Source organism: Streptomyces sp. NPDC090445 (assembly GCF_044769385.1).
Classification (GTDB): Bacteria; Actinomycetota; Actinomycetes; order Streptomycetales; family Streptomycetaceae; genus Streptomyces.
The window spans coordinates 98,092-116,120 of record NZ_JBIVXV010000011.1 but is presented as its reverse complement, the minus strand read 5'-3'; the positions used below and the strand labels follow the sequence as shown (position 1 = coordinate 116,120).

The window sequence follows — 18,029 nt, the reverse complement described above, 5'->3', positions numbered from 1 at the left end:
GTGGAGCGGATCACCGAGGACCAGGTCGCCCGGCTGGTCCGCTTCGTGTTCGCGCGAATCCCCGACCCAGCCTCGTGCCAAGGCGAAGCCCGTCGCGCTGCCACCGCGCTGCGACTGGCTGCAAACAAGCAGATCGCGGCGGTACGCTTCCATCGGTCCTCCCTGCCTGAGCAAGCGGCGGGGACCGAGCTACACGCAACCGCCTCATGGAACCTTCTGGTTGCCTTCGCTGAAATCTGGCACGACCACCCGGAGTTTCCTGCCGACGCCGCCATGGAGACTTTCGAGTTCGACTCCGAGTCGCCCCTCTCGCCGACTACGAACCACGACCCGCGGTGTGAGCGATAGGCCCTGCCGGACTTGGTGCAGAGAAGGGTGAGGTTCTGGGCGACGGTGCGGCAGCCCCGGACACCCGTCGACCGCCACCGGGCGCCGGGCGGGACCGATGAGTACGTCCCCTGCCTCAACCGTCTGTCCATGCCTGCCCACAGGCCGACCGCCCGATGGACGCACCCGGTGTCTGCCGGAAGGGATCCGGGGCGACGCCGACCGGAACCGGTGCGGGGTCGTAGTGGTCGGACACCGCGCTGACCGCGGTCCGCGGCTGCTGGCACAACTCCGACAGGCGCGGCAGAACAGCCCCGGACCGGAATCGCAGGACCGCCGGATAGCCCTCTTCGCCCCGTTGGAGCGACACCGAGAGCACCACGGCGTGCGGGCCGGCACGGATTCTTTTGCAGCCGGTCCACCACCAGGCCCCTGGCGTACGGGGCGTTGCCGGCGACCACGCTCAGCAGTCGCTTGGGCATGTGGCGTCCCGTCAGTCGGTGCGGGTGGAGTGGTGCGTGGGGCCGCACCCCGTCGGAGATGTGGGCCCACGCACGCTCGCTGCGGGTACTACCAGGACGACTTGGTGACTCCGGGCAGGAATCCGGCGTGCGCCTGTTCGCGCACCCGGACGCGCGAGAGCCCGAACCTGCGCAGGTGCCCGCGGGGCCGGCCGTCCACGCTGTCCCGGTTGCGCACCCGGGTGGCGCTGGCGTTGCGGGGCTGCTTGCGCAGCTCCACCAGCGCCGCGCCCCGCTCGGCCGCCGTCGAGGACGGCCGCCGGAGGACCTCCTTCAGCTCGGCACGCCTCGCGGCGTACCGCTCGACGGTCGCCTTGCGCTTCTCGTTCTGCGCGATCTTGCTCTTCTTGGCCATCAGACCTTCACCCCCCGAGCGCGGATCCGGGCCACCGCGGCCTCGATGCCGATGGCGTCGACGGTCTTGATCGCCTTCGCGCTCAGGCTCAGGCGGACATGGCGCCCCTCGCTCGGCAGCCAGTAGCGCTTGCGCTGGATGTTGGGGTCGAAACGGCGGGAGGTACGCCGGTGCGAGTGGGAGATGTTGTTGCCGAAGCCCGGCTGGGCGCCGGTCAGCTGGCAGTGCGCGGACAAGGTGCTACCTGCCCCTCTCTGAACGGAAGCAGTTATTGGAAATGATTTCCATTCCCGTATAGTAGCGGCATGGCACGCAACGAAGTACGCCCGGTCATCAAGCTCCGCTCCACGGCCGGCACCGGCTACACGTACGTCACGCGCAAGAACCGGCGGAATAACCCGGACCGCATGGTGCTGCGCAAGTTCGACCCGGTGGTCCGCCGGCACGTCGACTTCCGCGAAGAGCGCTGACGCCCGCCCCCCTGCCTGAAGGACACCGTCATGAAGCCCGGAATCCATCCCCCCTACGGCCCCGTCGTCTTCCGCGACAAGGCGGCCGGCTTCGCCTTCCTCACCCGCTCGACCGCCGCCGGCCGTGTCGAGCGCTTCCGGCGCCGGTACGGGAGCAAGGCGTGACCCTGCCCGTCGTCATCGTCGGCGGGCTCCACTCCGACGCCCGCAGGGAGGTCGTGGAGCGCCTGCTGCACGCCGTACCCGGCAGCACCGCCCTCCACCACGACCTGTCCACGGCTGTACAGGGAACCGTGCAGCGCGTGGTGCGCGACGCCTCGGGCGAGACGTCCCGTGGCGAGACACCCCTGGTCAACGACTGCGCCTGCTGCGCGCTCCGCGAGGACCTGGTCCCCGAGCTGGAGCGCCTGGCCGGCAGCGGCCTGACCCGGCTGGCCGTCGTCGAGCTGTGGGACTCCGTCGAGCCCAAGGCGATGGCCGAGGTGATCGCCGCACACGGCGCCGACGTACTCGACCTCACCGGCGTGATCACCGCGGTCGACCCCGCGCTCGCCCTGCCCTACCTCGTCAACGGCGACGACCTGGCCGACGCGGGCCTCGCGGCGGCCGCCACGGATCGGCGCACCATCGGAGACACGTGGGCGCGGCAGCTCGAATACGCGCCCGTACTCGCCCTCGTCGACAGCGGGGAGGCCGACGACGAGGACCGCGCCCTGCTCGCCCAGCTCCACCCGACCGCTCGACGGGTGGATGCCGAGTCCGGCGAGCTGGCTGAGCTGGCCATCGCCGGGTTCGACGTGGAAGCGGCGGCCGCCGCCCAGCACCCCGCCTGTGCCCTGCTCCCCCAGGAGGCCGACGAGGCGGGCGTCACCACCTTCGTCTGGCACCGCCGCCGCCCCTTCCATCCCCAGCGCCTCTACGAGGCCCTGGAAAACCTCTGCTGTGCCGCCGCCCGCAGCCGTGGCCGGTTCTGGCTCGCCGACCGCCCCGACACCCTGCTGGCCTGGGACTGCGCGGGCGGCGCCCTGTGCGTGGAGAACGCCGGCCCGTGGCTGGCGTCCCTGCCTGACGCCGCCTGGGAGCTGGTCCCGCCGATGCGCCGGGCCGCCGCCTCACTCGACTGGCATCCCCGACACGGCGACTGCTGTCAGCACCTCGTCTTCACCTCCCCCGGCCTCGACCGCCACGGGCTGGCACAACTCCTCGAATCCTGCCTGCTCACCGACGCCGAATACGCGGCGGGCCCCGAGGCGTGGAGATCCCTTCCAGCCGCCTTCGACACCCTCCTCGACCCCGTCTCCTGACACCCCGACGACCTCAAGGAACACGCATGGCGCGCCACCAGAACCCCCACAAGCCGCTCAAGGCCCGCCCCAACCCGCTGGACGCAGCAGGGATCACCTCCATCGACTACAAGGACACCGACCTGCTGCGGAAGTTCATCTCCGACCGCGGCAAGATCCGCAGCCGCCGCGTCACGCGCGTCACCGCGCAGCAGCAGCGACAGCTCGCCGCCGCTATCAAGAACGCCCGCGAGATGGCCCTGCTCCCCTACGGCACCCGGTAGACCTCGGCGAAAACCGCCGGCGGCACCACCGATTCCCTGCCGCCGCGCCCAGGGGAAGGCCACCGCGCCGCAGCTCGTCCCGACTGCCCGCGACCGTCCTGCCCGGGTTCCTCGGCGCGGGAATGCCACCCTGCTCACTCACGTTCCCCTCCGACCGGCCCTTCCACCCCGGCCGCCTGTGGGCCTTCGTCGCCAAGGGCCTCGACAGCGGCGCGGCCCGGGACTCCGGGCCGGGCGGTGGTCGCAGCCACGGCACCGCCCAGCCCGGCTCCTGCAGGAAGCGCACGAGACGCTGCCCCACTGCGACCAGGGGTGACACGCTCAGCGCTCGTAGGTCCCGACCAGGGTGCCGGAGGCCAGCTCCCTGCCCTTCAGGGCACGGTGTACGTCTTCGACGCCCGGGCGGTCGTGCAGCGGCAGCGGCTCGGACAGGGCGTACAGGTGGAAGAAGTACCGGTGCGGCCCGTGCCCCGGTGGAGGCATGGGCCCTCCCCAGCCCATGCGTCCGAAGCCGTTGGGCCACGGCAGGCCGCCGTGGGGCTTCTGGTCCTCGGCCACCCCGGTCGTCCCCGGATCGATGCCCGTCACCAGCCAGTGCAGGAAGGTCGGCCCGGGCGCGTCGGGATCCTCGCACAGGAGCACCAGCTCCGTGGCCTCGTCGGGCACCCCCGACCAGGCCAGGGGCGGTGAGATGTTCTCCCCCTCCCCGCTGTACCGGCGGGGGATCACCGTCTTGTCGTCGAACGCGGTGCTGCTGAGTTCAATTCCGCTCATGCGCGGCGCCATACCCGCGGACGGCGGCGCAGGCACCGGTCCGCACGCCAAAACCCCCGTACGGCCGAACCCACGCGGCCCGTCGCCGGGGTGGGGGTGAGGATGGCACTGTGCCGACAAGGATCCTGCTCGAAGGCCGCCCCGGCTCGGGCAAGACGACCGCCCTCCGCCGGCTGGCCGCGCTGCTGCCCGCCCGCGCAGCCACCGGCTTCACCACGCAGGAGATCCGGCAGTCCGGCCACCGAGTCGGCTTCGCCCTGGAAACCCTGGCAGGCCGACGGGAGGTGCTCGCCCACGTCGACCTCCCCGGTCCCCCGCGCGTGGGGAAGTACGGCGTCGACCTGAACGTGATGGAACGACTGGCACTGCCGTCGCTACGACCTGCAGCAACCGGGGAGGCGACAGGGCAGCTGGTGCTCATCGACGAACTGGGTCGGATGGAACTGGCATGCACCGCCTTCCGGGACGCCGTCACCACGCTGTTCACCGCAGACATCGACGTCGTCGCCACGGTCCACGCACACCGCGATCCGTTCACCGACGCCCTCAAGCAGCGCACCGACATCGAGGTCATCCACCTCACCCCGGCAAACCGCGACGCCCTGCCCATGGAGCTCGCGGCCCGACTGTAGGGGCCCCGGACCCGCGAAAGGCCGCCTCCCCCTTCCTGAACTGGTCGATCTCGGCGATCGCCCGGCATCCGGGGCACGACCGCACGACGATCCGCGCCCCTCCGAACGGCGAGGGAGTCGCCTGATATCGCCGCCGGGCATCGGACGCGGCCGGTCAGACCGTCCGGGACGCCGGCCACGTCATCGCCCTCGAACGAGCCGCCGGCACATGCTTCTCCCGGCAGAACGCCCCTTCGCCGGCCCGGCCCACGCGCAGGACTGACGCCTCATCGGTCAGTTCAAAGGCTGCATCGGACTCCTGTCGCGTCACCGTCTGCGCCGCCGAGGGGTCCACGTCGTGGCGTCTCAGCAGGCCGACAAAGACAGGCTCAATGGTGGCGGCGGTGGAGCTTCAGCGCGATGACGACCGCGACGCCGAGGGTGATGTGCATGAGGGACAGGGCTGCGACGGTGCCGCCGTCCGCGCCGGACGACAGCGGGCCGGCAACCGACAACAGTGCCAGCCCACCGCCCACGTACTGCGCGATCCGCAGGAAGACCGGCTTCCACAGGGCCATCAAGAGGGCAGCGCCCGTCCCGACGACCAACGGGACAACGGAGGCGCCGATGACGCCCCCGACCGTGATCGGGTGCTCTTCCCCGCCGTCGACGATGATGAGCGAGGCACCGGCCAGCTTGGCGACGGCAAGAACGATCAGATTGACCACGGCCGCGCCGACCGCGCTGGCGGCCAGCACCTTCCACCAGGTGAGGCCGGAACGGCGGACCGAGGGTGCGACGGGCACCGCGGGGCCGGAGTTGGGAACGGCACTGCTCGACATGAGGCTTCCTCCAACGTGTGAAGTGCTGGCTGCGCTGCCCTACGGCCAGCGGCATACGAAGAAGCCTCCAACCTGAACCTCGCTTGAGGTCAAGCCCTGTCCCGGCCCTGCGAGGTCAGACCACGAGGAACGAGTTCAGGGGTCGTTCTCCTCTGCATTGCCTGCGCATAGGCCGATTCTTGAAGTACAGGATGGTGACGCGGCGGAGGTAGTGGGGGCGGCTGGCTCCGCGGGTCGGAGTGGCCCGACCCGCGGAGCGGCGGCAGGCCGGCCACCGCAAACGCGGCGGGTGGTGGCTGCCCGTCGAGCCGGCCCCAATGTGCGGTGGGAATCGGGGGTGCTGCGGCGTGGGCGGCCGCGGGACGCGGAGCCGTCGGCCTGCGTGATCGACGCCCGGGTGCGGTGCACCCAGGAAGAGCCCGTTCTGGTCGGCAGTCTTCGGCCCGCCCAGACTCGGTCGGGCAGGACACCACCGCACCCATGGACGAGGAGCCCACCATGACAGGGAACACACCCGCCGATGCCGCCGAGGGCGTCGCGATCACCGGCGCGAGCAGCGGCATCCCGGAGGCGACCGCGCGCGGGCTTGCCGCTGACGGCCACCGGCAGCCGCATACCGCCGCCACGGACCGCAACGGCCTGGGGCACAGGCTGCAGGTCCTGGAGGACAAGGAAGCCCTGCGCACTCTTCTGTTCCGAGGCTGGCGTGCGTTGGACCGCAAGGACTGGCAGGCCTGGATCGCGTGCTGGGCCGAGGACGCGATGCTGGAGTTCGGACCGTGGGGCGCGATCCGCGGAAGGGACGCGATTCGGGCCAAGGTCGAGGAAGCGGAATCGCCGTACCCGCACATGCAGCACCACATCCTCAACCTCCACGTCGAGGTGGACGGCGACCGGGCGGCCGGCATCGGCTACATGTGGTTCGTCGCCGTCACGGAGCCCGGGAGGACCTCCTCGCCCTATTCCATGGGCGGCCCGTACGACTGGGAGTTCCACCGGCATCCGGACGGCTGGCGCCTCGTGCGCCAGAGGCTCGGCGTGTGGTGGACCGACGGCGGGGAGGCTCCGGCCGCGTTCGAGCCGGAGGCCTGAAGCCCTGCCACCTAGCGACCGGGCAACCGGGCAACCGGGCAACCGGGCGGAACGCGACGGGGTCCTCGTCCCGGGTGAGCGCGGCGGAAGAGCCGGGCCGGCTCGCCGGGGCTTCGTCCCCTGCTTGTGGTGTGCGGGTCCGGTGCAGGACTCGCCGGTGGCGAGGACGCGTCCCACGTCGTAGCGGTGGCGGGCCGCTGGTTCTTCGAGCCGAGCGGGCGGCCGGGGCCGGGGCGGGTGGGTTTCGGTGCACCGGCCGGCGTGCCCGTCTTCGTGCGCAGGTTCCGGGCACCGGCCGGACCGGAGACCTGGCGCGCGCTGTTCCACGCGCTGCGGTGGCGGCACGGGTCAGTACGGCCGCGCCCGCTTCGCGAAGGCCGGCGACAGCTCGTGCTGCAAGGCGCTCGGGAAGGCGACGGTGTTCGGGTCCCCGTCCGAGACGTACCGGCTCTTTCCGGCAGCGAGCTTGTCCAGCCAGCGCGACGAACCGAACTCGGCGTCCTCGTCGTTGTGTCCCGCCGAGCGGATCCGGGGGATCTCGCCGGGTGTGAAAGCCTTCGCGAACGGCGAGACCGACGGGTTGGCTCCCACGAGGTACACCCCGTCGTATCGGTAGCCCGTTCCGCGCGTGGCGAGCCCGGCCGGCTGGGGCATGGCGCCGAAGGGCAGGGCGAGCGAGGTGACCTGCGTCCCGGGCGCGGCCTTCTCGATCGCCTCCTGGCCGCCTGAGATCGCCCTCGCTACGCCCGCCTCGTCCAGGGAGCGCAGGTTCTCGTGGCGGCCGGTGTGGTTGGCGACCTCGTGCCCGTGCTCCTTCAGCCAGGCCAGGGCCTTGGCGGTGCCTGTCGCCGAGAAGGCGTCCGCGTTGACGAAGAAGGTCGCCACCGGCTTGAAGGCGGGGTGCTTCTTCGCGGTTTCCGCCAGAATGGCGACTGCGGTGTCCGGCGCCGGGGTGCCGTCCGGGCCGAGGCGCACCTGACTGTTGGTCGAGTCGTCGAACGTCAGGACCACAGGGTGTGTGCCTGCCGGGATGTCGATGCGGCCCGTCTGGAAGTCCCGTGCCGTCACCGGTACGTAGTTCTCCCGGGCAAGGCGCTCCAACTCGGCCCGGAAATCGGCCGGGGTGCGGTCGTAGACGCCGGCCGGGTTCCCGGTGAGCTGGTGGTACATCAGCACCGGGACCTGGCCGAGTTCGTTGGCGCCGACTTCCGCCGGGCCCTTCGCGACGACGGGGCCGGCCGCCGCCGGTGACGCGGCGGCATGGCCTCGCCCCGCGGCCGGTGACGGCCCCGTGGAACAGCCGGTGACGAGCAGGGCGGCGCCCGCCAGGGCGCCAAGCGGGATGAGCGGGATGAGCGGGTGGCGCATCAGAAGCCTCTCCAAGGCAATGTGTCGCGCCATGACTACCTGCGACGGGAGCCCCCATACCGCACTGTCCCCTGCATGGCGTAGCCGCCGCGCCGGAACCGATCGCGGCCGTTCGTGTGAAATCTGAGCCGAGCAAGGCGACCGGCACACGGAGCGGCAATGAATGGAGGCACATCCGGCCCACCCCACGGCACGAAGGACCTCACGATGTTCCCCACACGCATGTCGCATGCCGGCTCCTCCCTCCGTCCCCGGCGCTCGGCCCGTCGGCGCGCCCTCATAGCGACGACCGGAGCGGTCGCGCTGGCCGGAGCGGGCGTCGGAGCCTGGACGTTCCTCGCGCCGGGTCCCGGCATCCAGGGGGTGAGCGACGGCGTGGTCCTCGACGGTCGCGCGGCCGCACGGGTCAGTGCCCACCTCGCCGCCGACGCGGCCGGCGGCAGGAACAAGCTGCGCGTCACCCTGGACGGTGCGGCGGTCCCCGTGACAGCCGATGGCGCCCGCCTGAAACTCGTCCTTCCGCGCCTCAAGGAAGGCCGGCACACCCTGGTGGTGACCGGCGACAGCAGCCTCCCCTTCGCCTCGTACCGCAAGGTCGTGGGCTTCTCCGTCGATGCCACTGCTCCCGAGCTGAAGGTGGCCGACCCCGAGATCAAGAACGCCGCCCCCGTGACCATTGCCGGCAGCGCCTCCACCGACGCCCAGGTGCGCGTCAACGGCAAAAAGGTCCCCGTCGACAAGGCCGGGGCCTTCAAGGCCACGGTGCCGAAGGGCACCCCCTTGGTCACGGTCACCGCGGTGGACCGCGCCGGAAACACCACCACCAAGGACGTGTCCGCCCGGGGACGCCGCCCCATGATCCGGGCCGCGCACATCACGGCCATCGGCTGGGGCGACGACACGCTGCGCGGCGACATCCTCGCTCTGGTCCGCAGCGGCAAGCTCAACGCCGTCCAGCTGGACGTGAAGGACGAGGACGGCGAGGTCGGGTACGCGTCCCAGGTGCCGCTGGCCCGCCAGATCGGCGCGGCCAAGGGCTACTACGACGCCCGCAAGGCGATCGCCGAGATCCACGCCGCCGGCGCCCAGGCCATCGGCCGCATCGTGGCCTTCCGCGACCCCAAGCTCGCCTCGGCCTCCTGGAAGTCCGGCAAGCAGGACCGGCTCGTGCAGACCCCGGACGGAGAGCCCTACGACGGCGGGCACTACGGAGCCCTGTCCTTCACGAACTTCGCCAACCCCACGGTCCGCAAGTACAACCAGGACCTCGCCGTCGAAGCGGCTCGGCTCGGCTTCGACGACATCCTCTACGACTACGTGCGCCGACCGGACGGCCCGCTGACGGACATGCGCTTCCCGGGCATCGGTACCGCCACGCCCGAGCAGTCCGTCACCTCGTTCGTCGCGGACACCCGGACCGCGCTGCGTCCCCACCCCGCGTACCTCGGCGTCTCGGTCTTCGGTATCGCCGCGACCCGCCCCACCGAGATCGCACAGGACATCGGTTCCCTGGCCAAGGTCACCGACTACATCGCACCGATGGTCTACCCGTCCCACTGGGGGCCGGGAGAGTACGGCGTCGCACAGCCGGACACCGCCCCGTACGCGATCGTGCAGCGTTCGCTCGCCGACTTCGCCCGCCAGTCGAAGGGCACGCAGAGCGAGATCATCCCGTGGCTGCAGGATTTCTCGATGGGCAGCACCTACGGGCCGGCTGAGGTGGCCGAACAGATCAAGGCTGCGGCAGCAAACAAAATGAACTCCTTCATCCTCTGGAACGCCGGCGCCCGCTACCAGGGCGCGGCACTCTCGAAGATCGCCACGCGCTGACGGGGCGGCCGCGCCGTACCCGGGACGTGTGGGTGAGTGAAGACGTGTGGGTGGGTGAAGGGGTGCCGGGTGGGGTCTTGGCCGGGCACCCCTTCGACGCGTGCCGCAGCCGTTGCCAGTGGCAGTGGCGGGCGGTGGCCTGACGCCTCCGGCGCGGGCGAGGCGCCTCCTCAGGAGGGGGTGACGACGATCTCGCGCTTGAGGATCTTCCCTGTGGGGCCCTTGGGGAGTTCCGCCGCGAAGGTGACGATCCGCGGGTACTTGTACGCCGCCACGCGCTCCTTGACGTAGGCGCGGATCTCCTCGGCCGTGGCGTCGGCGCCCTCGCGCAGGGCGACCACCGCCGCGACCTCCTCGCCGTGCACGGCGTGCGGCACGCCGACCACTGCGGCCTCGGCCACGGCGGGGTGCTCGTACAGGACCTCCTCGACCTCCCGCGGATACACGTTGTAGCCGCCGCGGATGATCAGGTCCTTCTTGCGGTCGACGACGAAGTAGAACCCGTCCTCGTCGACGCGGGCCAGATCGCCGGTGTGGAACCATCCGCCGCGTACCGCCTCCGCGGTCGCCTCAGGGCGGTTGAAGTAGCCCTTCATCACGTTCTCGCCGCGGATCACGATCTCGCCGACCTCGCCCGGGCCCACCTCGCAGCCGTCCCCGGCGACGAGCTTCATCTCGACCCCGCGGATCGGCATCCCGATGGAGCCGGCCTTGCGCGGGCGGTCCGGGTGGTTGAAGGAGGCCACCGGTGACGTCTCGGAGAGGCCGTAGCCCTCCAGCACCGTGGCGTCGAAGCGCCGCTCGAACCCGTGCAGGACCTCGACGGGTATCGCGGCACCGCCGGAGACGGCCACGCGCAGCCGGGAGGCGTCGAAGCCGTCGGGGAGTTCGGCATGGAGCAGGGCCGAGTACATCGTCGGTACGCCCAGGAACACGGTGACCCCGTCACGGCACATGACCTCCAGTGCCCGCTGCGGATCGAACCGCGGCAGCAGGGTCAGCGTCGCCCCCGCAGCGACGGACGTGTTGAGCGCACAGGTCTGCCCGAACGCGTGGAACAGCGGCAGGCCGCCGAACAGGACGTCGTCGGGGCCTGCCTGCAGCAGGGTCTCGGCGGCGGTGGCCGTGTTCGAGACCAGGTTGCCGTGCGTCAGCTCGGCTCCTTTGGGCGTGCCGGTGGTGCCCGAGGTGTAGAGGATCAGCGCGGGGTCCCCGTCCTCCCGGTCGACGACGCCGGACAGCGGTTCGGCGGCCGTGAGCAGGTCCTGGATCGCGGAGGGCTCCGTCACCAGGCACTCGGCCCCCACCTCGGCGGCGGCGCGCGCGACCTCCTCCGCGAACAGCGGGAACGCCACGGCGACGCGGGCCCCGCAGTCGCGCAGGACGTACGCCACCTCGCGGGCCTTGAGCAGGGGGTTCATCGGCACGACCACTCCCCCGGCCCGCAGGATCCCGTAGTAGACGACCGGGAACAGCGGCACGTTCGGCATGCTCATGGCCACGCGGTCGCCCGGCCGCATGCCGCGATCCTGCAGCACCGCGGCGAACCCGGCACTCGCGTCGTCCAGCTCGGCATAGGTCAGAGCGGTGTCGTCGTGTCGTACGGCGACCTGATGGCCGCGGGCCACCGCGGAGTTCACCAGAATCACGGCGAGGTTGGTCATGGGCGGCAGTCTCCTTCTGTTCGTCCCGGTCGTCTTCTGTTCGTCCCGGTCGTCGGCACGGTGCGGGCGGCGTGGTTGAGGGGATGGTAGGGCGGTCGCGGTCCCGATGCTTGACGTGCCGGGACGGGAAACTTAACTTCTGGGGACCGAACACCTGGAGCGCGCCGATGAGGCCCCTTGTCCGCACCGCAGCGCTGAGCGGCTACGTCGAGCTGGGCCGCTCCCTCGGCATCGACCCGAGCGCGCTGATGAGGCGCGTGGGTCTGGACACTGCGGACCTCGCCGTTCAGGACCGGTGGATCTCCGGGCCCGCCGCCGTCCACCTCCTGGAGCTCTCCGCGGACGTCTCGCACCACGACGACTTCGGCCTGCGCATGGCCGAGCTGCGCCGCTTCTCCAATCTCGGCCCCATCAGCCTGGTCGTCCGCGAGGAGCCCGACGTACGCAGTGCGCTGGCAGTGCTGCTGCGCCACGAGCACATGTACAACGAGCTCCTGCACACGCGCCTGTCCGAACGGAACGGCCTGGCCACCGTCAAGGTGGACCTCCGGCTCGGTGAGACGGCGCCGGCCCGGCAGGCCACGGAACTGGCCGTGGGTGCCTTCGCCCGCATTCTGCAGGGGTTCCTCGACCCGCGGTGGCAGCCCCTCTCGGTGTGGTTCACCCACGGTGCTCCGGCGGACACGGGCAGACACCGCCGCCTGTTCGGCCCGGGGCTCGAGTTCGACCGCGAGTTCAACGGCATCGTCTTCTACGCCGACGACCTCGACGCCCCCAACGCCATGGCGGACCCGCAGCTGCGGAACTACGCCCGGCAGTACTTCGACGCCATCGCCGCCACTCCCAGGGACACCTCGGTGGCGGACCGGGTACGCGAACTCATCGAGGCCCTGCTGCCCACCGGCCGGTGCTCCATCGAGCAGGTCGCCCGCAGCCTCGGCGTCGACCGCCGCACCGTCCACCGCCATCTGGCCCGGTCGGGAGAGACGTTCTCGTCGCTGCTGAACGCCACACGGATGCGGCTCGCGGAGCAGTTCGTGCCCCATCCCCGCCACTCGCTGACGGAGATCTCCGACCTCCTGGGCTTCTCGTCGCTGAGCGCGTTCTCCCGGTGGTTCCACGAACAGTTCGGGTGCAGTCCGAGGCAGTGGCGCAAGGAAAAGGGCCAGGCACGGCATCCGGGCCGGGGCTGACGGACACGGCCGTACGCCCTGCGGACGGCACCTCGGTCTCCGGTCGCCCGTGTCCCCAAATGACAAGTCGCCTGTCACCACGGGTCAAGCAGCCGTCCTCACCCGGCCCTACCTTGGCTGCACCGCTCACGGCGGTCGACCGCCGGAGGTGAGACGGGTCGTTCCCCTACGGCCCGCTCCCCTCCGGCACCGGTCGACCGCTCCCGGGCCCACGCGCCCGATGTTCTCCCCGTCCCGATCGCGCCGGCCCCTGCCGTCCGGACACTGCGACTCCGCAGGTGCCGACCGGCACGGCCGGTGATCACCCGCACGCAAAGGAGAAGGACCGTGCATTTCCACGACGACTCGCTCTTCCCCGAGAACCAGGAGAAGCTCGTCATCCAGGCCGCCCCGTACGGGCCGGAGTGGCTGCCCGGCGACGCCGACGACCTGCCGCTGACCATGGACGAGCACGTCCGGGCGGCCGTCGACTGCCACAACGCCGGTGCCACGGTGCTCCACATCCACGTGCGCGAGCTCGACGGCAAGGGCTCCAAGCGGATGTCCATGTTCAACGAACTGCTGGGTCGGCTGCGCGAGGCAGTGCCGGACATGGTCCTGCAGATCGGCGGCTCGATCTCCTTCGCCCCCGAGGGCGAGGGCGGCGACGCCAAGTGGCTCGCGTACGACACCCGTCACCTCCTGGCCGACCTCACGCCGGCACCGGACCAGGTGACCATCGCGATCAACACGAACCAGATGAACATCGTCGAGATCATGACCGACGACGACCTGGAGGGCACCTCGATCGCGAAGCCGGACTACTACCGGGCCTACCGCGACATGGTCGTCGAGGCCGGCCCCGAGTTCTACCTGGAGCACCTGAAGCGCCTGCACGCGAGCGGGGTCCAGCCGCACTTCCAGCTCGCCACCATCGCCCAGCTCGAAACCGTCGAGCGGCTCATCCGCGCCGGCATCCACACCGGCCCCCTGGTCCTCAACTACGTCGCGATCGGCGGCGGTTTCGCCGGGCGGCACCCCTCCGACCTGATCGAGTTCATCCGCCGCGTGCCGGACGGTGCGGTCCTCACCATCGAGAGCTCCATGCGCGCCGTGGCCCCGATGAACGCGATCGCGATCGCCCTCGGCGTGCACGTCCGCGTGGGCAATGAGGACAACCTGTGGCGGCGCAAGGGCGAGCGGATGTCCTCTGTCGAGCAGGTCGAGCAGATGGTCCGGCTCGCGGACACCCTCGGACGCGACATCGCGACCGGCCCCGAGGCCAGGGAAATCTACAAGATCGGCGAGTACTACCCCGACGCCGACGAGACCCTCGACCGTCTGGGCATGGTCCCGAACCGCCGACCCGGGCAGCGCGGCTTCATGCTGCGCGCCCTCAAGAGCTGACCCGGCCATCCGGCCGTCCTGGACAAGCCCCCCACACGCACGAGCGATCGGAGCAACCCCGTGGCCCACGCCGTCCGCTTCCACGAAACCGGTGGACCCGAGGTCCTGACCTGGGAGGAGGTCACCGTCGGTGACCCGGGTCCGGGCGAAGTGCGCATCCGGCACGTCGCCGTCGGCCTCAACTTCGCCGACACGTACTTCCGCACGGGCCTCTACCCGGTCCGGCTGCCCGACGGAATCGGCGTCGAGGCCTCCGGAGTGGTCGACGCCGTCGGTGAGGGCGTCACCCACGTAGCCGAAGGCGACCGTGTCACCTACACCGGCAGCCCGTTGGGGGCGTACAGCACGGAGCGGATCATGCCCGCCTCGCACCTGATCAAGCTGCCGGACGGGATCGGCTTCGAGACCGCCGCCGCCATGACCATGCGCGGCCTCACCTCCGCGTACCTGCTCCGCCGGATCCACGCGTTGAAGGCCGGTGACACCGTGCTGCTCCACGCGGCGGCGGGCGGTGTCGGTCTGATCCTCAGCCAGTGGGCCAGGCTCCTCGGCGTCACCGTGATCGGAACGGTGTCCACCGAGGAGAAAGCGGAGCTCGCACGCGCCCACGGCTGCGAGCACGTGATCCGCTACCGGCGCGAGGACGTGGCCGGGCGGGTGCGCGAACTGACCGACGGCGCCGGAGTGCCGGTCGTCTTCGACAGTGTCGGCAAGGACACCTTCGCCGGTTCGCTGGCCTCGCTGTCACGCCGCGGACTGCTGGTCTGCTTCGGCACGGCCTCCGGTCCGGTGCCACCGATCGACGCCATGCAACTCGCCGTGAAGGGTTCGCTCTTCGTGACCCGTCCGGCACTGGCCGACTACATCGCCGAACCGGCGGAGCGGGACGCCCTGGCCGGCGAACTGTTCGACCACGTCGCCTCCGGACGCATCACGATCGAGATCAACCAGCGCTACTCCCTCGATGACGCCGAACAGGCACATCGCGATCTGGAAGCCGGACGGACCACGGGGTCCTCCGTCTTCACCCTCTGAGGACGCCCCTGCCACACCCCACCCCAGGAGTGAGCACCATGCACGAAACCCTCCGACCGCAGGACCGCGCTCCGGCCCGGGGGCTTGCCCTGGTCCGCCCGAGCGTGCTCCGCACCTCCATCCGTGTCGAGCCGCTGACCTGTTCCCTCGGCGCCGAGCTCGCCGGCGTGAACCTCGCCGACGCCGCCCGTGACGACGACCTGTTCGCCGAGATCAAGATCCTGCTGCTCGAGCACAAGGTGCTGTTCCTGCGCGACCAGGACATCACGCGCGCCGACCACGTCGCCTTCGCCGAACGCTTCGGACCGCTGGAGGACCACCCGGTGGCCGGCAGCGACCCGGACCACCCGGGCCTGGTCCGCATCTACAAGGACCTGGACAGCGCGCCCGAGCACTACGAGAACGCGCTCCACACCGACGGCACGTGGCGCGAGAACCCGTCGATGGGCGCCGTACTCCGCTGTGTCGAGTCGCCCCCCGTGGGCGGCGACACGATCTGGGTCAACATGGTCGAGGCCCACCGCCGCCTCCCGGAGCACATCAAGACGCAGATCCAGGACCTGCGCGCCCGGCACAGCATCGAGGCGACCTTCGGCGCGGTCATGCCCGGGGAGCAGCGTCAGGCGCTGGCGGCCCGGTTCCCGGACGCGGAGCACCCGGTGGTGCGCACCCACCCGGAGACCGGTGAGGAGATCCTCTTCGTCAACGCCTTCACGACCCATTTCGTCAACTACCACACGCCCGGGAACGTCCGCTTCGGCCAGGACTACGCGCCGGGCGCCGGCCAGCTGCTGAACTACCTGATCAGCCAGGCCGCGGTGCCCGAGTACCAGGTCCGCTGGCGCTGGCGGAAGAACAGCGTGGCCATCTGGGACAACCGCTCCACCCAGCACTACGCCGTCCAGGACTACTGGCCCGCCGTCCGCAAGATGGAGCGCGCCGGAATCGTCGGCGACAGACCCTTCTGACCCTGCTTTTTCCGTCAACAGCAGTTGAGGTGATGACAATGGGGTTTCTCACCACTGCGGCACCCGCCCCGGAGAGAACCGGGACCCGCACCGGCACCGCCACCGACTCCTCGGAATGGCCCGTGTCCCGGCGCTACGCGTGGGTGGTCTTCGCACTGAGTTTCGCACTCCTGCTCTCGGACTACATGTCCCGGCAGGTGCTCAACGCCGTCTTCCCGATGCTGAAGGCCGACTGGCTGCTCTCGGACGCCCGACTGGGCTCCCTCAGCGGCATCGTTGCCCTGATGGTCGGTCTGCTCACCTTCCCCCTCTCGCTGCTGGCCGACCGGTGGGGCAGGGTGAGGTCCCTCGTCATCGCGGCGACGATGTGGAGTCTGGCGACCCTGGGCTGCGCGGTGGCGGCGGGCTACGGCCAGATGTTCATCGGCCGGCTCTTCGTCGGCATCGGTGAGGCCGCGTACGGCAGCGTGGGTATCGCCGTGGTCCTCAGCGTCTTCCCGCGCACCCTGCGGGCGACGCTCTCGGGGGCCTTCATCGCCGGCGGCGCGTTCGGCTCGGTCCTGGGCATTTCCATCGGTGGCGCTGTGGCTCAGGCATACGGCTGGCGCTGGGCGTTCGGCGTGATGGGCGTCCTCGGCCTGGTACTCGCCGGCGTCTACGCCGTCGTGGTCACGGAGAAGCGGCTGGCCCCCCGGTCGGACCCGTCCAGGGACAGGGCGGCCGGCACCGACACGCACGACCGGCTCCGCGTGCTCCTGCCGCGACTGTTCTCCTCCGTCTCGGTGGTGAGCGCCTACGTCGGCAGCGGCTTGCAGCTGTTCATCGCGGGCGCCCTGATCGCCTGGCTGCCCAGTTACTTCAACCGCTACTACGAGATGCCGACCGCGAAGGCCGGTGCGACCGCGGGTCTCTTCGCCCTGATGATCGGAATCGGCATGGTCGCCGGAGGGATCGCCTCGGACCGGTTCAGCCGGCGCGACCCGATCCGCACGTGGTCCGTCGCCATCTGCTGCAGCGTGGGCTCCCTCGTGCTGCTGATGACCGCGTTCCGCCTGCCCGCCGGCCCGGTGCAGCTGCTGGTGCTGGCGCTGGGAGCCCTGCTGTGCGCCGGTACGGCCGGTCCCGGAGCCGCGATGGTGGCGAATCTGACCCCCGCGGCCATCGCCGCGACGGCCTTCGCCACGCTCACGCTGGCCCAGAGCCTGCTCGGGCTGGCCCCCGGCCCCGCCGTCACGGGCATGCTCGCGGACCGGTTCGGTCTGCTCGGCGCGCTCGGGCTCGTCCCGCTCGTGGCGATCGCGGCCACCGCGGCCTTCTTGATCGGCCGCCGACGGTACGCACGGGATCTCCACCGCCTCGCCGCGCCCGCCGCAACGGCGCAGACCCAGGGACCGGAGGCGTCGTCATGACAGGGACCACCGTGCCGACGATCGTGATCGTTCCCGGCATGCGGGAACACGTCGAGGACCACTGGCAGACCGTTCTGGCCGAGCGGCTCGGCGATGGGGGCCGCACCGTCCACGTCGTTCCCCCACTGGTGCGCAACCGGCTCAGCCGCGACGCCCACGTCGCCAACCTGGTCGAGGTGATGGTGCGGATCAGCGGGCCCGTGACCATCGTCGCGCACAGTGCGGGGGTCATGACCACGGTGCAGTGGGCCCAGTGGCACGAGGCGGACGTCCGGGGCGCCCTGCTGGCCGCGCCCCCGGATTTCGGGACACCGCTGCCGGACGGCTACCCCACCCCCGACGAGCTGGCGACGCACGGCTGGACACCGGTGCCCCGCAAGCCGCTGCCCTTCCCCAGCATCGTCGCGGCCAGTTCGAACGATCCGCTGGGATCCCCCGGGCGCGTGGCCGAACTCGCGCGGGAGTGGGGGAGCCGCCTGGTGGAAGTCGGCCCCGTCGGACACCTCAACCCCGCCTCCGGACACGGTCCGTGGCCGCGGGCCGAGGAATTCGTCGAGGCGCTCGAACACGGCAGGTACCGCAGGGCGCCATCGCCCGCCTCATAGCCAGCCCGCGTC

The 18,029-nt window shown here is 71.0% G+C and carries 20 protein-coding genes; 14 read left to right on the top strand and 6 right to left on the bottom strand.

Annotated elements, in window-relative coordinates; translation table 11 throughout:
* On the top strand, window positions 1–348 hold the full coding sequence (locus ACIQUT_RS22060; protein ID WP_403564891.1) for a hypothetical protein: 348 nt from the start codon (window positions 1–3) through the stop codon (window positions 346–348).
* A 549-nt stretch (window positions 349–897) separates the two neighbouring features.
* On the opposite strand, the gene rpsN is transcribed toward ACIQUT_RS22060, so the two are convergent.
* The gene (gene rpsN / locus ACIQUT_RS22055; protein WP_403564890.1) at window positions 898–1,203 is read right to left on the bottom strand and encodes a 30S ribosomal protein S14; all 306 of its coding nucleotides are present in this window, start codon (window positions 1,201–1,203) and stop codon (window positions 898–900) included.
* Complete coding sequence (gene rpmB, locus ACIQUT_RS22050; protein ID WP_403564888.1) at window positions 1,203–1,439, bottom strand: 50S ribosomal protein L28; 237 nt, start codon at window positions 1,437–1,439, stop codon at window positions 1,203–1,205. Before rpmB ends, rpsN begins: the two co-directional genes overlap by 1 nt.
* A gap of 69 nt (window positions 1,440–1,508) precedes the next feature.
* On the opposite strand from rpmB, the gene rpmG reads away from it, so the two are divergent.
* From rpmG to rpsR, 4 genes are read left to right on the top strand one after another with little or no spacing between them, the layout of a single operon-like run.
* Complete coding sequence (gene rpmG, locus ACIQUT_RS22045; protein WP_403564886.1) at window positions 1,509–1,673, top strand: 50S ribosomal protein L33; 165 nt, start codon at window positions 1,509–1,511, stop codon at window positions 1,671–1,673.
* Between the two features lie 30 nt (window positions 1,674–1,703).
* Entirely contained in the window at window positions 1,704–1,838 is a 135-nt protein-coding gene (locus tag ACIQUT_RS22040) for a 50S ribosomal protein L31 (RefSeq protein WP_403564884.1), read from the top strand.
* The gene (locus ACIQUT_RS22035; protein WP_403564882.1) at window positions 1,835–2,977 is read left to right on the top strand and encodes a CobW family GTP-binding protein; all 1,143 of its coding nucleotides are present in this window, start codon (window positions 1,835–1,837) and stop codon (window positions 2,975–2,977) included. The genes ACIQUT_RS22040 and ACIQUT_RS22035 overlap by 4 nt, the downstream gene beginning before the upstream one ends.
* Window positions 2,978–3,003: 26 nt before the next feature.
* A complete protein-coding gene (gene rpsR / locus ACIQUT_RS22030; protein WP_403564881.1) occupies window positions 3,004–3,240 on the top strand; it encodes a 30S ribosomal protein S18 in 237 nt (78 codons plus the stop codon).
* A gap of 321 nt (window positions 3,241–3,561) precedes the next feature.
* Here the strand turns inward: rpsR and ACIQUT_RS22025 are convergent, their stop codons facing one another.
* On the bottom strand, window positions 3,562–4,014 hold the full coding sequence (locus ACIQUT_RS22025; protein WP_403564879.1) for a YbhB/YbcL family Raf kinase inhibitor-like protein: 453 nt from the start codon (window positions 4,012–4,014) through the stop codon (window positions 3,562–3,564).
* Between the two features lie 110 nt (window positions 4,015–4,124).
* Here ACIQUT_RS22025 and ACIQUT_RS22020 point away from each other — a divergent pair, with 110 nt between their 5' ends.
* Window positions 4,125–4,646: a nucleoside-triphosphatase gene (locus ACIQUT_RS22020; protein WP_403564877.1), complete on the top strand. Its 522-nt coding sequence runs from the start codon at window positions 4,125–4,127 to the stop codon at window positions 4,644–4,646.
* A gap of 368 nt (window positions 4,647–5,014) precedes the next feature.
* Here the strand turns inward: ACIQUT_RS22020 and ACIQUT_RS22015 are convergent, their stop codons facing one another.
* On the bottom strand, window positions 5,015–5,467 hold the full coding sequence (locus ACIQUT_RS22015) for a DUF6069 family protein (protein ID WP_403564875.1): 453 nt from the start codon (window positions 5,465–5,467) through the stop codon (window positions 5,015–5,017).
* A gap of 498 nt (window positions 5,468–5,965) precedes the next feature.
* On the opposite strand from ACIQUT_RS22015, the gene ACIQUT_RS22010 reads away from it, so the two are divergent.
* On the top strand, window positions 5,966–6,559 hold the full coding sequence (locus ACIQUT_RS22010) for a nuclear transport factor 2 family protein (RefSeq protein ID WP_403564874.1): 594 nt from the start codon (window positions 5,966–5,968) through the stop codon (window positions 6,557–6,559).
* 348 nt (window positions 6,560–6,907) lie between these two features.
* Here the strand turns inward: ACIQUT_RS22010 and ACIQUT_RS22005 are convergent, their stop codons facing one another.
* Window positions 6,908–7,927 carry a polysaccharide deacetylase family protein gene (locus ACIQUT_RS22005; RefSeq protein WP_403564872.1) on the bottom strand — a complete coding sequence of 340 codons (1,020 nt, stop codon included), beginning with the start codon at window positions 7,925–7,927 and terminating at the stop codon, window positions 6,908–6,910.
* Between the two features lie 207 nt (window positions 7,928–8,134).
* Here ACIQUT_RS22005 and ACIQUT_RS22000 point away from each other — a divergent pair, with 207 nt between their 5' ends.
* Window positions 8,135–9,757, top strand: a complete 1,623-nt coding sequence (locus ACIQUT_RS22000; protein ID WP_403564871.1) for a putative glycoside hydrolase — start codon at window positions 8,135–8,137, stop codon at window positions 9,755–9,757.
* Between the two features lie 170 nt (window positions 9,758–9,927).
* Here ACIQUT_RS22000 and ACIQUT_RS21995 read toward each other — a convergent pair whose 3' ends face one another.
* Complete coding sequence (locus ACIQUT_RS21995; protein WP_403564870.1) at window positions 9,928–11,421, bottom strand: long-chain fatty acid--CoA ligase; 1,494 nt, start codon at window positions 11,419–11,421, stop codon at window positions 9,928–9,930.
* 167 nt (window positions 11,422–11,588) lie between these two features.
* Here ACIQUT_RS21995 and ACIQUT_RS21990 point away from each other — a divergent pair, with 167 nt between their 5' ends.
* The 6 genes from ACIQUT_RS21990 (at window position 11,589) to ACIQUT_RS21965 (ending at window position 18,017) form a co-directional block, all read left to right on the top strand.
* Entirely contained in the window at window positions 11,589–12,614 is a 1,026-nt protein-coding gene (locus ACIQUT_RS21990; RefSeq protein ID WP_403564869.1) for an AraC family transcriptional regulator, read from the top strand.
* Between the two features lie 327 nt (window positions 12,615–12,941).
* Window positions 12,942–14,000, top strand: coding sequence for a 3-keto-5-aminohexanoate cleavage protein (locus tag ACIQUT_RS21985; protein ID WP_403564867.1), 1,059 nt, complete (start codon window positions 12,942–12,944; stop codon window positions 13,998–14,000).
* A 60-nt stretch (window positions 14,001–14,060) separates the two neighbouring features.
* The gene (locus tag ACIQUT_RS21980; RefSeq protein ID WP_403564865.1) at window positions 14,061–15,035 is read left to right on the top strand and encodes a quinone oxidoreductase family protein; all 975 of its coding nucleotides are present in this window, start codon (window positions 14,061–14,063) and stop codon (window positions 15,033–15,035) included.
* 38 nt (window positions 15,036–15,073) lie between these two features.
* Window positions 15,074–16,003: a TauD/TfdA dioxygenase family protein gene (locus ACIQUT_RS21975; protein ID WP_403564864.1), complete on the top strand. Its 930-nt coding sequence runs from the start codon at window positions 15,074–15,076 to the stop codon at window positions 16,001–16,003.
* A gap of 38 nt (window positions 16,004–16,041) precedes the next feature.
* The gene (locus ACIQUT_RS21970) at window positions 16,042–17,412 is read left to right on the top strand and encodes an MFS transporter (protein WP_403564862.1); all 1,371 of its coding nucleotides are present in this window, start codon (window positions 16,042–16,044) and stop codon (window positions 17,410–17,412) included.
* The gene (locus ACIQUT_RS21965; RefSeq protein ID WP_403564860.1) at window positions 17,409–18,017 is read left to right on the top strand and encodes an RBBP9/YdeN family alpha/beta hydrolase; all 609 of its coding nucleotides are present in this window, start codon (window positions 17,409–17,411) and stop codon (window positions 18,015–18,017) included. Before ACIQUT_RS21970 ends, ACIQUT_RS21965 begins: the two co-directional genes overlap by 4 nt.
* The last annotated feature ends 12 nt before the right edge of the window (window positions 18,018–18,029 follow it).